This window comes from Microbacter sp. GSS18, from assembly GCA_029319145.1.
GTDB lineage: Bacteria > Actinomycetota > Actinomycetes > Actinomycetales > Microbacteriaceae > Microbacterium.
On the sequence record CP119753.1, the window covers coordinates 3,023,119 to 3,036,218 of the forward strand.

The 13,100-nt window shown below is 69.1% G+C and carries 12 protein-coding genes; 1 reads left to right on the forward strand and 11 read right to left on the reverse strand.

Annotated elements, in window-relative coordinates; all coding sequences use genetic code 11:
- Positions 1 to 9: 9 nt before the first annotated feature.
- The 5 genes from P0L94_13960 to P0L94_13980 form a co-directional block, all read right to left on the reverse strand.
- A complete protein-coding gene (locus P0L94_13960; protein ID WES63564.1) occupies positions 10 to 714 on the reverse strand; it encodes a GNAT family N-acetyltransferase in 705 nt (234 codons plus the stop codon).
- Between the two features lie 69 nt (positions 715 to 783).
- Positions 784 to 1,911, reverse strand: coding sequence for an NAD(P)-binding domain-containing protein (locus P0L94_13965; GenBank protein ID WES63565.1), 1,128 nt, complete (start codon positions 1,909 to 1,911; stop codon positions 784 to 786).
- 86 nt (positions 1,912 to 1,997) lie between these two features.
- The gene (locus tag P0L94_13970; GenBank protein WES63566.1) at positions 1,998 to 3,776 is read right to left on the reverse strand and encodes a GNAT family N-acetyltransferase; all 1,779 of its coding nucleotides are present in this window, start codon (positions 3,774 to 3,776) and stop codon (positions 1,998 to 2,000) included.
- 127 nt (positions 3,777 to 3,903) lie between these two features.
- Positions 3,904 to 7,044 (reverse strand): M14 family zinc carboxypeptidase, encoded by a 3,141-nt coding sequence (locus P0L94_13975; protein WES63567.1) that lies wholly within the window; start codon positions 7,042 to 7,044, stop codon positions 3,904 to 3,906.
- A 246-nt stretch (positions 7,045 to 7,290) separates the two neighbouring features.
- Complete coding sequence (locus tag P0L94_13980; protein ID WES63568.1) at positions 7,291 to 7,443, reverse strand: SHOCT domain-containing protein; 153 nt, start codon at positions 7,441 to 7,443, stop codon at positions 7,291 to 7,293.
- A gap of 191 nt (positions 7,444 to 7,634) precedes the next feature.
- On the opposite strand from P0L94_13980, the gene P0L94_13985 reads away from it, so the two are divergent.
- On the forward strand, positions 7,635 to 8,672 hold the full coding sequence (locus P0L94_13985) for an LLM class flavin-dependent oxidoreductase (protein ID WES63569.1): 1,038 nt from the start codon (positions 7,635 to 7,637) through the stop codon (positions 8,670 to 8,672).
- A 43-nt stretch (positions 8,673 to 8,715) separates the two neighbouring features.
- Here the strand turns inward: P0L94_13985 and P0L94_13990 are convergent, their stop codons facing one another.
- From P0L94_13990 to rpsR, 6 genes are all read right to left on the reverse strand, one after another.
- On the reverse strand, positions 8,716 to 9,021 hold the full coding sequence (locus tag P0L94_13990) for an SHOCT domain-containing protein (GenBank protein WES63570.1): 306 nt from the start codon (positions 9,019 to 9,021) through the stop codon (positions 8,716 to 8,718).
- A gap of 278 nt (positions 9,022 to 9,299) precedes the next feature.
- On the reverse strand, positions 9,300 to 9,506 hold the full coding sequence (locus P0L94_13995) for a dodecin family protein (GenBank protein ID WES63571.1): 207 nt from the start codon (positions 9,504 to 9,506) through the stop codon (positions 9,300 to 9,302).
- Between the two features lie 139 nt (positions 9,507 to 9,645).
- Positions 9,646 to 10,356, reverse strand: a complete 711-nt coding sequence (locus P0L94_14000) for a lysophospholipid acyltransferase family protein (GenBank protein WES63572.1) — start codon at positions 10,354 to 10,356, stop codon at positions 9,646 to 9,648.
- Positions 10,357 to 10,462: 106 nt separating this feature from the next.
- The gene (dnaB, locus tag P0L94_14005) at positions 10,463 to 11,833 is read right to left on the reverse strand and encodes a replicative DNA helicase (protein ID WES63573.1); all 1,371 of its coding nucleotides are present in this window, start codon (positions 11,831 to 11,833) and stop codon (positions 10,463 to 10,465) included.
- 531 nt (positions 11,834 to 12,364) lie between these two features.
- Positions 12,365 to 12,817 (reverse strand): 50S ribosomal protein L9, encoded by a 453-nt coding sequence (gene rplI, locus P0L94_14010; GenBank protein WES63574.1) that lies wholly within the window; start codon positions 12,815 to 12,817, stop codon positions 12,365 to 12,367.
- 11 nt (positions 12,818 to 12,828) lie between these two features.
- Positions 12,829 to 13,083 (reverse strand): 30S ribosomal protein S18, encoded by a 255-nt coding sequence (gene rpsR, locus P0L94_14015; GenBank protein ID WES63575.1) that lies wholly within the window; start codon positions 13,081 to 13,083, stop codon positions 12,829 to 12,831.
- Positions 13,084 to 13,100: the final 17 nt, after the last annotated feature.

Sequence of the window (13,100 nt, forward strand, 5' to 3'; positions counted from 1 at the left end):
TGGAGGCTATCAGGGACGCGAGGCGGTCAGCGCCGCGGCCGACTGGACGCCGAGACGGACGAATCCGAGCCTCTGCCCGAGGCGCATCGATGCGTCGTTCCCCCGGCGGCTCCGCCACTGGGCGATCAGGCCCGCCTCGATCGCCGCCCGCACAGCCGTGGCGGCGGCCGCGCTCGCGAAGCCCGCGCGGCGGCCCTCGGCGCGGGCGATCACGCCGAGCTGGGCCAGGTGCGTGTGCCACGGGGAGAAGCCCGCGACGGCTGCCGGTCGGCCCTCTGCCGCCCACGAGACCCATGCTCGGTGCATCTCATCGAGGCCGCTCTCCTGCCATTCCGACTCGGCGACCCCGGTGCGCACCGCGCGAAGGTCTGCCGGGCCGGCTTCCGTGACCCGCACCCACGGCCGGTCGGGACGGCGTTCGGTGAAGAGCAGGTCTGCGGTGCCGATGGGCGCGGCGGGGACGGGCAGCATCCGGGCCAAGGCATGGGCGTCGATCAGCGCCTCCCACGCCGCGGCGCGCACGGTGTCCACGACGATCGGGGGCGCGGCCACCAGGCGGTGGCCGTCGACCTCGGCGACGATGACGGCGGCGAGGTCCGGGCGCTCGACGATCGTCTCCTCGCCCCGACGAAGCTCATCCGGAGGGGTGCCGACGGCGCTCGCCCATGCCGCCAGAATGCGCTCCCGAGCCCGCGAAGACAGCTCCTCGGACATGACCGTCACCCTCCCGTTCTACCGGTTGGGATCGCCCGGGTGTTGTCGCGGCAGCGCGCCGCCGTTCGATCAGGCGACGGACCGAGCGGTGCGCGGACGCAGCGCGGCGGTGATCTCGGCGACGGCCGCGCGGCCCGCTCGGTTGGCGCCGACGGTGGACTGCGAGGGCCCGTAGCCGATCAGGTGCAGCCGCGGTTCGTCCTGCACCCGCGTGCCGCTGACGGCGATGCCGCCGGCCGGGTTGCGCAGGCCGAGCGGCTCGAGGTGGGCGAGGGCGGGCCGGAAGCCGGTGGCCCAGACGATCGTGTCGATCGGCGTGAACGACCCGTCCGCCTCGCGCACCCCGTCGGGTTCGATCGCGCTGAACATCGGGCGGCGGTCGAGCACGCCGCGCTCCTCGGCGGCGCGGGTGTACGAGGTGTGCGGGAGCCCGGTGTACGAGACCACGCTCCGCGGGGCACGCCCTGCCTCGGCGTCCGCGGTCACCCGGGCGATCACCTCGCGCCCCACCGTCTCGGGCTCGAACTCGACGTCGAGCCATCGCGGCTCGCGGCGTGTGTACCAGAACACGGGGGCGACCCGCGAGATCTCCTCGAGATGCTGCACCGCCGAGATGCCTCCGCCGACGATCGCGACGCGGTGGCCCGCGAACTCCTGGAGGGACGCGTAGTCGCGGGTGTGCAGCTGACGTCCGCGGAACGTCGCGGCGCCGGCGTACTCGGGGCGCAGCGGGTTGTCCCACGTGCCGGTCGCGTTGATGACGGAACCGGCCAGCCACGCCCCGCGATCGGTCTCGACGAGCAGGTCGCCGTGCGGGTCGACATCCACGCGCGCGACGCTCGTCACGTGCACGGGCCGGACGATCGGCAGATCGAACGCGCGTTCATAGTCTGCGAAGTAGTCGGGGACGGCCTGCCGACTGGCGGCGTGGGGATCCACGTCGCGCTGCGCCATCCCGGGCAGGTCGAAGATGCCGTTGACCGTCTCCATCGTCAGCGACGGCCACCGGTGCTGCCACGCACCGCCGGGCCGGCTGTTCGCGTCGAAGACGACGAAGGTGCGGTCGCCGGCCGGGTCGGCGACCGCACTGGTGAAGCCGCGCCGCTGCAGGTGGTGGGCAGCGGACAGGCCCGCTTGGCCGGCCCCGATGACCACGACCGTCGCGCGCGCGGGCTCCCCCAAGCCTCCGGTCCGCATGCCGTCGTCATCCACGCTCGAGGACAACGCCTCGCGACCGACTTCCATTCCTATGCATGAAGATCGCCGGACCGCACCGTCGCGCTCTACGCCTGCGCGTTCAGGTCGCTCATCGTCTCGATGACCGCGATGGCGTCGAGGTGCCCATCGCCCCGCGCGACACCGTCGGCGAAGAGCTGCGCGCACACGTCGATCACGGGTGTCGCGATCCCCGCGGCGCGGGCCGCCCCGAGGATCAGGCCGGCGTTGGCGGCCCCGTCCGCGACGGACGCCTGCGCGGACATGTCCGCCCGCACGAGCTTGTCGGTCTTGACGCGTGAGATCGGCGACGACATCTGCCCGGCATCGAGGATCTGACGAAGCACGGCGAGGTCGACCCCGTGCTCCCGCCCGAAGTGGAACGACTCGGCCAGGCCGGTCAGCAGCGACACGAGGAAGACGTTGACGCTGAGCTTCATCGTGAGGGCGCCGGGCACCTCGCCGCACGGTGTGACCTGCGCGCACAGGGGGGTCATGAGGGGACGGACGCGGGAGACCGCGTCCTCCGGCCCCGCGATCATCGCGAGGAGCTCGCCGTTCTGCGCAGGCACGCGCGAGCCCGACACCGGCGCTTCGACGTAGGTGCCGCCGGCGGCGCGGATGTCCTCGTCGAGCCGCCGAGATGCCTCCGGCGCGATCGTCCCCATGTTCACGAGGGTCCGGCCCGCGACGAAGGAGCCGATCGCCCCGGTGTCGTCGCGGATCACGGCGTCGATGGCCTGCTCGTTGCGGAGCATCATGATGACCGTGTCGGATGCCGCGAACACATCGGCGGGTGTCGGTGCCGCGACCGCGCCCGCGCTCTCGAGGTCGCGCAGGGCGGCATCCGAGCGATTCCAGACCGTGAGCGGCACGCCGGCCCCGACGAGCCGCCGCGCCATGATCGACCCCATCAGCCCGAGCCCGAGGAATCCGGCCCGGCCGTGCGTCAGATGCTTCTCGAACCAGTGATGCGCGTACGGCTCGTCGTTGAACGCGGGGATCTCGGTGTAGCCGGCCGTGCGGTACAGCCGGATCGCCTCGGTGAGGTTGCGGTTGGTGTCGAGCCGCACGACCGTCGCCTCGGCGTCGCGGGCGACGTCCTCGATCGCGTTGAGCAGGCGTCGCCCGAGCCCCGTTCCACGCACCTGCCGCGCCACCCACAGGCGCTTGATCTCACCGACGCCGTCGTGATGCAGCTTCACCCCGACGCATCCGACGGGCACGCCCTTGAGGGTCGCGAGCAGGAACCGTCCGGCCGGCGGGCGCATCGAGTCGCCGGGAGTGGGCCGCGTGACAGCCGGGTCGAAGGTGACGTCGAACCGCTCGGCGAGCACGGCGAAGTACTCGCCGATGGCGAACCGTCCCTCGACGGAGTCCGGGTCGGCCTCGCCGACCTCGACGGCGGATGCCGTGAAGAGCCGTTGCACGGTCGACGCGGCGTCGACGAGCTCCTGCTGCTGGCTCTCGGTGAGCGGCGACAGGATGGCGTCGGCGAGCTCGTCCGAGCGGTCGTCCAGGACGTCGATCTCGGCCCGGCCCGCGGGTGTCGGCACGGCGCGGCGGACCCGGCTGTCGTCGCCGGAGGCGACCGTCTCCACCAGTCCCTCGGTCTCGAGCGACCGCAGCAGGCGGCTGAGGTATCCGGAGTCGAGGTCCAGCCGCGCGCGGAGCTCGCGCACGTCCGCGCCGTCCCTGCCGATCTCCCACAGCAGGCGGTCGAGGGCGAGCGAGCGCCCGCGGTCGAGGTAGTGATCTTCGAGGACGCCGATGCGCTCGGTCACCGTGCGGTTGAAGGCGCGCAGAATGCTGATGCGGTCTGTTCCACGAGGGGGGCTGTCCGACATACCTCTGACTTTAGTCAGCTAATCTCCTCCACGCATCCTCGCCGGGCCGCGCCGACAGCGATGCGGGGGCGGATCCGCTCGGAGGACCGAGGTGGATCCGCCCCGCATCAGGCGGTGGATTCGACCGTCAGCCGAGCAGGTGCTCCAGCGAGCGGGCCATGACCTCGTTGCGCTCGTCCGCCGTCGAGATGCCCTCGAAGCCGAAGCCGAACAGCAGCGTGTCGTCGGTGGCGACGATCGCGGCGACCTCGAAGAGGACGCCCACGCGCTCCCAGTCGTTGGCGTTGCCGGCGCTGCCCTCGGGCGCTCCGGGCACCGACCACGCGCCGAGACCATCCTCGAAGCTCTCTGTCGTCGCGCTGCCGTCGATGTCGACCACGACGTCATCGATGAAGACACCGAGATCGCCCGTCGCCCAGTCGGTGGCGTAGCTGATCGACACCTCGATCTCGCTGCCCGCGTAGGCGGACAGATCGATCGACCACTCCTCGACGCCGTCCGACGCACCGGTGGCGGCGTTCCACGCGCCGGTCGAGCCGCTCGGGTTGCAGTCGGCATCCTGGTAGCGGAACAGGAACGGATGCAGCTCGTCGGCCCAACCGGAATCACACGAGTCGCCGGTGCCGGTGCCGGTGTGGCCGTTGGCGTCCGGCAGCGTGGTCCAGTCATCCTGGCCCACCGTGTGGACCTCGACGAACATGTAGTCCCAGTTGGCCTCGATGGCGTACGACGTCGAGAACTCCAGGCTCGCGGCGGTCGCTCCCGTCAGGTCGATCGTGCGCGCCAGCCGCTTGTAGGCGGCATCCGCGTGATCGGTCGCCATCTGCCATTCACCGGTGACCGGCTCGTATGGGGTGAGGCCCCCGACGTCCCAGCTGGCGAACCGCTCCGAGGCGAACTGCGGGAACTCGTCCTCGGGCAGCACGCTCGACGTCACGATGAACGATGCCGTTCCCGTGCCGCCGGTGGGGTTCGGGGCACCGTCGCCCGCGCCCTGGTTGTTGGCGCTGTCCCCTCCGTCGAGACCGAACGTGAAGCCGTCGAAGACTCCGCCGTTGCCGCGGACGTCGAGCGCCGTCAGGTCGGCCGCGAGGCCACCGCGGCGGGCCCTGCTGTTCGCGCCGAACCAGTACTGGTAGACGTCGTCGGTCATCACGAGGCAGTCACCGCCGTGGCACACCTGATCGGGCGCGCCGTTGGTGCCGTAATCCAACGGGAAGAACTCCTCGAAGCCGTGGTTCTTGCCGGTCGCAAGGATCTTGCCGCCCTCGTTGAGGTAGTCGCGCATGACCATGTTCATCTCGTGCGCGACGAGGGTGGTGTCGAGTCCGCCCTGGTAGTCGGTGACGAGCTTGTCGCCTTCGTACCAGATCACGGCGTCGTAGTGACTGAGGACGCCGGTGGCGTTGGGCGCCGGCCCGGTGACCCCCACGTCGTACACGTCGTAGCTCACGCCGTTGGCGTCAAGCGCATCGGTGTAGTAGTCGAGGTACTGCAGCGGGGCGCCGCCGCCGAGCCCGGTGCCCGGGCTGTTGTCCGAGACGATCAGCACGTCGGCTCCGGTGCCCTCGGCCGACACGTCGAAGGCGAATCGATCGCTCTCGACCTTGGTCGCCTTCGCGCCCCCGCCGCCGGAGGGCGTGTCGACCGCGCTGAACCACACCTCCACGGAGTCACCCGGAGCGAGCCCCGACACCGTCCCCCGGTACTCGCCGTACCAGAGGTTGCCCTCATTGCCGTAGACCTCGCCGCCGGCCCATTCGCTGACCGCCTGGCTGGTCGCCGTGCCGCCGTTGATGGAGCTGTGCATGCGCAGCTGCTTGAACTCGCGCTTGGCCCATACGGCGACCTCCTGCGAGCTGCCCCAGCTCTCGTCGAACTCCTGGATCTCGAAGTCGGCCGCTTCGAGGCCGAGCGACGAGATCGGGTTGGCGGGGTCTTCCGCCGACTCGGCGAGCGAGAGGGCGTAATCCAGGTTGCGTTCGAACTCCGCCTGGACGAGCGCCTCGTCGTCGGGGAACTCGAACTGCGAACGGCCGACGCAGTAGTCGCCGGGGAGCGTGCTCTCGGGGTAGGTCAGCGCCGTCTGGCACGTCGCCAGTTCGGGCGTGTACGCCATGATCCCGTGAGCGTCACCGGCGTGATCGGTCGTGTCGCCGTTCGTGATGTACAACTCGGCCGACAGGTCGGGGTCGTACCCCGGGATCGCCGGATCGGCATCGTCACCCGCGAGCGCGATGTTGATGATGTCATCCGGGCTCGGCGAGTCCACCTGCCAGCCCGTGCCGTAGAGGATCAGCTCGGCGGCCGAGTGGTAGTTGACCATGAACGAGAAGTCGATCGACCCCATCAAGGCGTCCATCGCCTGCGTCTCGGGCTCGGACTGCGGTGCCGTGCCGCGGTAGGTCTGGCCACTCGGATTGTCGCTGGACCCCTCGTTGTCGTAGCCCCAGTTGGTCGCGAAGTTGCGGTTGAGGTCGACGCCGTCGATCGTCGTGATCTCGCCGTCGCCGTTGTTGTCGGCGAGGTTCTTGCGCCACAGGCGCTGGCCGTCCTCGAACGTCCAGTCGTACCCGTCGGGGTTCGCCGAGATGACGAACCACAGCTCGGTCGAGTCGACGATGTCGGTCACCTGCTGGTCGCTGCCGTAGTTCGACAGGATGTACTTCAGCAGGCGGCTGTTCACCTCGGGCGTGATCCACTCGCGTGCATGCTGGCTCGCGATGTACAGCACGGCGGGGCGCGAGCCCGCGGCCTTCGTGTCGGCCTTCTCGGTCACACGCATGGCGTAGATGTCCTGGCCCTGCACCGACTGGCCGATCGTGATCAGCTCGGTGAGGTCGTCGTACTTCTGCGCGAGGAACTCCATCTCCTCTTTGTGGCCGCCGGGGCTCGACCACTTGCGGAAGACGTCGTAGCCGTCGTCGCCCTCCTCGAAGGCGGCGTCGACCGTCGGCACCCCGTCCTTGTTGCGCTTCAGGTCGATGTCGAGGTCGTACGCCTTGTTCGCCTTGTTGGCCTCGGCGGGCGACATGACCACCTCGACGTGCAGGGTGTCGTCGCCGTTCGGCTCCGTGGAGACGACGTCGTATCCCTCGGCGATCATCGCGGCGAGCACATCGGCGGTGGCGTCGAACTCGTAGAGGTCGAGGCGCCCACCCGCATCCGAATGCTCGGGCGGTGACGTGTCCGGCGGGTCGGCGTGAGCGGTGGTCGGCAGCAGGGCCAGGCCGAGAGCGGCTGTAGCTGCAAGGGCAAGATACTTCACCCGCGAACGCGTGATCATTGGTGCTTTCCCCCTTCGGCCGCTTCCTTGCGGCCACCGGTCCCGCAGTCGGATCGTGCACGTGGGCATGACCGTACCGGATCTTTCGGTCCGGCGAAACGGGGTCACTGATCAGGCACGTCACTCGTCGACGGCGGGCATGCGCCCGCGGCTCCGCCGGGCGTCGGCCGTTCCGGTCAGAACGGCCGCGGCCCAGCCGGAGGCCGTTCGATCACGACATGACGTCGCTCAGGCGGCTCGGAAGGGGTCGGACATCCGCGCGTCGAACTCGTCGAGGCTGATCACGCCGGCGTCGTACAGCTGAGCGAGCTTGGCGAACTCGTATACCGGTGTGCGCTCGGCCGCGGGTGGCGGCCGGAAAATGCGCGCAGCGTCCTCCATGGGATGCCTCCATGTCTCGGGCAGACGCTTGAGCATACCCGTCGGCGATGCACCGCGCCTGTGTTCATCCACAGCGCGACAGCGACCTCGCGAGAGGCGGCGCTCGTTCGCCTCGCGGGGTCGCCGCGGCCGGTCGGGTGGAATAGCCTCGTGCCGCGCGCGTTATATGCGTGCGAATGAAAGAGGGCGTAATGGGTGACGTGGAATTCGGGCTGGATACCTTCGGCGACGTGACGGCGGACGAGAACGGCGAGCTTCTCTCGGACGCTCAGACGATCCGCAACGTGGTCGAGCAGGCGGAGCTCGCCGACGCCGTCGGGCTGTCGTTCTTCGGGGTGGGCGAGCATCATCGACGAGAATTCGCCGTCTCGAGCCCCGAGATCGTGCTGGCCGCAGCGGCGGCGCGAACGCAGAGCATCCATCTGGGCACGGCGGTGACGGTCCTCTCGTCCGATGACCCGGTGCGCCTGTACGAACGCTTCGCCACACTGGACGCCGTGTCCCGCGGTCGCGCCGAGGTGATCCTCGGTCGCGGATCGTTCATCGAGTCGTTCCCCCTGTTCGGCTACTCGCTGTCGGACTACGAGGCGCTCTTCGAGGAGAAGCTCGAGCTGTTCAGCGAGCTGCTGAAGGAGCAGCCGGTGAGCTGGCAGGGGCGCACTCGGGCCCCGCTCCAGGATGCCGACGTGTTCCCCAAGACCGAGGGCGACGGCATCCGCGCATGGGTGGGCGTGGGCGGTTCGCCCGAATCGGTGGTGCGCACCGCGCGCTACGGGTACGGGCTCATGCTCGCGATCATCGGAGGTCCCGCGGCGGCCTTCCGCCCGTACGTCGACCTGTTCCACCGGCAGTCCGCCGGGTTCGGCCATGGAAGCCTCCCGGTGGGCGTGCACTCCCCCGGACATGTCGCCGACACCGACGAGGAGGCCTGGGAAGCGCTCTTCCCTCCTCTCAAGGTGAACCGCGACAACATCGGCGCCGAGCGCGGTTGGCCGCCCTACAGCCGTCTCGCCTTCCAGCGCGATCTGGGTCCGGAGGGCGCGGTCTACGCAGGATCGCCCGAGACCGTCGCACGCAAGATCGCGGACACGGTGCGCTTGCTGGGCCTGAACCGATTCGACCTGAAGTTCTCGAACGGCCCGCTCTCGCACGCGCACCTGATGCGCTCGATCGAGCTGTACGGCACGCAGGTGGTGCCTCGCGTGCGCGAGCTGCTCGCGACCGCCTGACCGACTCGTCCAGGTGCGCGCGGGATCCTCGCGTCCACCCGCATCACCGGTCGGTCAGCGCACGCATCCGTTCTGTGAACTCATCGGTGTCGATCTCTCCCCGTGCGTATCGCTCCTCGAGGATCTGCCGCGCTGAGCCGCCGGGCGCGCCTGCTTCCGATCCGGTCGTGGTCGGTGTCGCCGGGGGATTCTGCCCGCTCTTGGATCGCATACTCAGACGGATCGCGACGAACACCAGCAGACCGATCCCGATGAGCAGCAGGATGAGCCACAGAATGCCCCACCAGCCCCCGCCCATGCCGAATCCCATCCCGCAAAAGCCTCCATCGTCGTCCCAGTCCCACATCATCTGGACTCACTCCTCGCCGTCGGCGCAGCCGTCGACCGATTCGGCCAGATACCCCCTGCGGGTATCTGCGGCCGAGTCCAGGCTACGTCGCTCGACGACTGCCGGCGTGGGACGAAGGTCCCGACCTCGAACGACGTCATGGCGCAGGATCCATGCTCGGAGCGGCGAGATCTCCCGCGGCTCTGTCGCACCCTCGTGTGGCGCCGCGCGGGCGCGCGTGGGCACGGCTCGCGGCGCCGAACCGCGACGCCACGCGTGTCGGGCTGCGGCAGGTCGGCCTACTCGGGCACGTACTTGAAGGAGAGCTGGATCCGCGACCTGAACAGCAGCGTCCCGTCTTCAGCGACGACGATGTCCTGCTTCGCCACCTCTGCGACGCGGAGGTCATGCAGCGATCCTCCGGCGGTGGTGATGGCTTCTCGGGCCGCTTCCTCCCACGACGACTCACTCGTGCCGACGACGTCGATTACTCGATAGACGCTCATCTTGACTCCTTTGTCGCTCGACGCTGACTCCTCCATCCTTCTCTTTCGCTCGCCCCTGCGGAAGGGCTTCCGTTGCGGCTTCGATCCCTGCGCCGGAGACGCGGGGTCTCGGCGCACGGGGCGTTCATCGCCGAGCGGCTCAGTCGCGCGAGGTCGCGTTGACGCTGCCCGAGCGTTCCTGTCCGCTCAGCCGTGAGATGGCGGCCATCATGCGCTCGGTGATCTCGCGACGGGCCTTGCCGTCCGGCACGCCGTCGAGGTCCGCGAGGTCGAGCGGCCGGCCGAAGTGAACTTCGAGCCGCGGCCGCCCCGGCAGCAGATGGCTCAGCGGCTTGACGGTGCCGGTCCCGATCAGCCCGACGGGCACGACCGCGGCGCCCGTGTCGCGCGCCATCCACGCCGCGCCACCGTGACCGGCGTGGAGCTTGCCGTCGCGTGAGCGGGTTCCCTCGGGGAACACCGCGAAGACGCTCCCTGCCCGCAGGATGCTGCTGCCCGCGTCGAGCGCCGCGCGGGCATCGCGACCGGTCGCGCGGTACACCGGGACACCGCCGATCGAGGTGAAGAACCAGCGCTTGAAGCGGCCCAGCGTCCCGGTACCCGTGAAGTACGACGACTTGATGAGGAACTGCACAGGACGGGTCGCGGATGTCGGGATGATGACGGTGTCGAGCGACGCAAGATGGTTGCTGGCCAGCAGCACGGGCCCACGTTCAGGCACGTTCCCGCGACCTTCGATGCGCGGGCGGTACATCAGCCAGAACAGCGGCCGCAGGATCACGCGGCCGAGAAAGTAGATGGCACCCGGCCGCGGTACCGGGCTGGGACTCTGCGGGGCGGACGCTGTCACCTCGCCACCCTATCCGTCGTCGTCGCGTTCGATTTCCAAGCCCTGTCTGCCTGCGCTCACGGGGACCGGATCGACGGGTCAGCGCCTGGTGATCGTCACCTCGACATCAGCCGAACTCCCCGACCGCCATGTCGGCGAACCTCGAGAAGTGGCCCTGGAAGGCGATCTCGATGGTGGCGGTGGGGCCGTTGCGGTGCTTGGCGACGATCAGGTCGGCCTCGCCGGGTCGGGTGTCCTTGTCGTAGACCGAATCGCGGTGGAGCAGGACGACCATGTCGGCATCCTGCTCGATCGAACCCGACTCGCGAAGGTCGCTGACCTGGGGGCGCTTGTCGGTGCGCTGCTCGGGACCACGGTTCAGCTGCGACAGCGCGATCACCGGCACCTGCAGCTCCTTCGCGAGCAGCTTGAGCGCACGCGAGAATTCGCTGACCTCCTGCTGGCGCGACTCGACCTTCTTGCCGCTCGACATCAGCTGCAGGTAGTCGATGATCACCATCTTCAGGCCCGCGCGCTGCTTGAGCCGACGGCACTTGGCGCGGATCTCGACGAGCGTCATGTTGGGGCTGTCGTCGATGTACAGAGGTGCGTCGTTGATCCGGCCGCGCGTGGAGGCGATGGTCGTCCAGTCGCGCGAGTCCAGCGTGCCCTTGCGCATGTTCTGCAGCGGAACCGACGCCTCGGCGCTCATGAGGCGCATCGCGATCTCGCTGCGGCCCATCTCGAGAGAGAAGAAGATCGTGGGCATCTTGTGCTTGATCGACGCGGCCCGGGCGAAGTCGAGCGCGAGCGTCGACTTGCCCATCGCAGGTCGGGCCGCCACGACGATCATCTGGCCCGGGTGCAGACCGTTGGTGAGCTCGTCGAACTGCTGGAACCCCGTCGGGATGCCGGTCATCTGACCGTCGCGGCCGCGAGCGGCCTCGATCTCGTCGACGGCGGCGCTGACGGCGACCTCGAGCGGAACGTAGTCCTCGGCGGCCTCCGCGCCGGTGACGCCGTAGATCTCGGCCTGCGCGTTGTTGACCAGTTCGACCGCATCGCCCTGGCCCTGGTAGCCGAGCTGCACGATGCGCGTGCCGGCGTCGACCAGGCGGCGCAGCAGCGCGCGCTCGGACACGATCGAGGCGTAGTAGCCGGCGTTGGCGGCGGTCGGGACGATGGAGGTGAGCGTGTGCAGGTAGTCCGCGCCGCCGGCGCGCTGCAGGTCGCCGGTCTTGATCAGCTCGTCCGTGACGGCGACGACGTCGGTCGGCTCGCCGTGCGAGTAGAGCGTGAGGATCGCCTCGAAGATGACCTCGTGCTTGGGGATGTAGAAGTCGGTTCCCCGCAGGGTCTCGATGACGTCGGCGACGGCGTCCTTCGACAGGAGCATGCCGCCCAGGGCGCTCTGCTCGGCGAGCAGATCGTGCGGGGGCGTCCGTTCCTGCTCGCGCGGAGCACCGAGCCGGTCGTCCGAGATGTCAGCGATCGCCATAGATGGCAGTTCCTCTCGAAATGACGCAGGGGCCCTCCCCCCGAGGGCCGAGTCCAAGCTATGGAGGGCCTCCGACACCCGCAACACGCCCTGTGGATAACTCTGTGGACATCCTGCGTGAAACGCCGAGTGTCATGTGGACAGGGCCTGTGGACAATTTCCATTCACACCCGGGTTCTCTCGGACTTTACCCACCTTGACCAGGGGTTTGTGTTTCCACACACTGTGGATAACGTTGCGGTTGAAGTGGTGGTTGAAGGTTGGTGGGTGAGGGTTCACCTGTGCACAACTTCGCCGTTCGCGCAAGTCGGCCTTTTGGCCGACGTCGCCCCGAGAATCAGGTCTGGCGCGCGGCCCGAGTGAGGTCTAGAGTTCGGATCCCGAGCGCTCAGATGCCGATTCGCGGAGTATTCCCGCGGCGGTATGCAGCCGCCGCGCGCTCACCGCGCCGGAAACGCCGGATGCCGCAGCCCACTGCTCCGAAGAGCGGGGGCTGCGGCATCCGTCGATGTCGCAGAGGGCGCGCGTGCCTTACTTGGCGGCGACGACCTGCAGCGTGATCACAGCGGTCAGGTCGTCGCGCAGACGGACCGTGGCCTCGTGCTCGCCGACCGACTTGATCGGTGCGGTGATGTGGATCTTGCGCTTGTCGAGGTCACCCAGGCCCGCGGTCTTGACCGCGTCGGCGACGTCGGCCGGCTTGACCGAACCGAACAGACGACCCTCGCCACCGGCCTTGACCGAGAGGCGGACGGTGTTCGACTCGAGGGTGTTCTTCAGCGCCACGGCCTCTTCGTGGTCGTGGATCGCGCGGGCGTCGCGAGCGGCGCGGATCGACGCGACCTGCTTCTCGCCACCGCGGGTCCACGCCACAGCGAAGCCCTGGGGGATGAGGTAGTTGCGGGCGTACCCGTTCTTGACCTCGACCACGTCACCGGCGCTCCCGAGCCCGGCGACCTCATTCGTGAGAATCAGCTTTGCCATTCCGGTACTCCTCAACGGCCAGCGCCGGCGTAAGGCAGGAGCGCCATCTCGCGCGCGTTCTTGATCGCCTTGGCGATCAGACGCTGCTCCTGCACCGAGACACCGGTGATACGACGGGCGCGGATCTTGCCGCGCTCCGAGATGAACTTGCGAAGCGTGGCGACGTCCTTGTAGTCAATGACGCCCACGCGGATCGACTTCGCGGGAGCGGCGTTCTTCGCGCCCTTCCGCGGCTTGCGGCGGTCGCCGCTCGACTTTCCAGCCATGGTCTTCCTTCGTGTGA

Coding starts and splice junctions, on each gene's coding strand:
- P0L94_13985 (WES63569.1), top strand. CDS start 7,635: ATGGGTGACGTGGAATTCGGGCTGGATACCTTCGGCGACGTGACGGCG.
- P0L94_13995 (WES63571.1), bottom strand. CDS start 9,506: ATGAGCGTCTATCGAGTAATCGACGTCGTCGGCACGAGTGAGTCGTCG.
- rplI (WES63574.1), bottom strand. CDS start 12,817: ATGGCAAAGCTGATTCTCACGAATGAGGTCGCCGGGCTCGGGAGCGCC.
- P0L94_13960 (WES63564.1), bottom strand. CDS start 714: ATGTCCGAGGAGCTGTCTTCGCGGGCTCGGGAGCGCATTCTGGCGGCA.
- P0L94_13965 (WES63565.1), bottom strand. CDS start 1,911: ATGCGGACCGGAGGCTTGGGGGAGCCCGCGCGCGCGACGGTCGTGGTC.
- P0L94_13970 (WES63566.1), bottom strand. CDS start 3,776: ATGTCGGACAGCCCCCCTCGTGGAACAGACCGCATCAGCATTCTGCGC.
- P0L94_13990 (WES63570.1), bottom strand. CDS start 9,021: ATGATGTGGGACTGGGACGACGATGGAGGCTTTTGCGGGATGGGATTC.
- P0L94_13980 (WES63568.1), bottom strand. CDS start 7,443: ATGGAGGACGCTGCGCGCATTTTCCGGCCGCCACCCGCGGCCGAGCGC.
- dnaB (WES63573.1), bottom strand. CDS start 11,833: ATGGCGATCGCTGACATCTCGGACGACCGGCTCGGTGCTCCGCGCGAG.
- rpsR (WES63575.1), bottom strand. CDS start 13,083: ATGGCTGGAAAGTCGAGCGGCGACCGCCGCAAGCCGCGGAAGGGCGCG.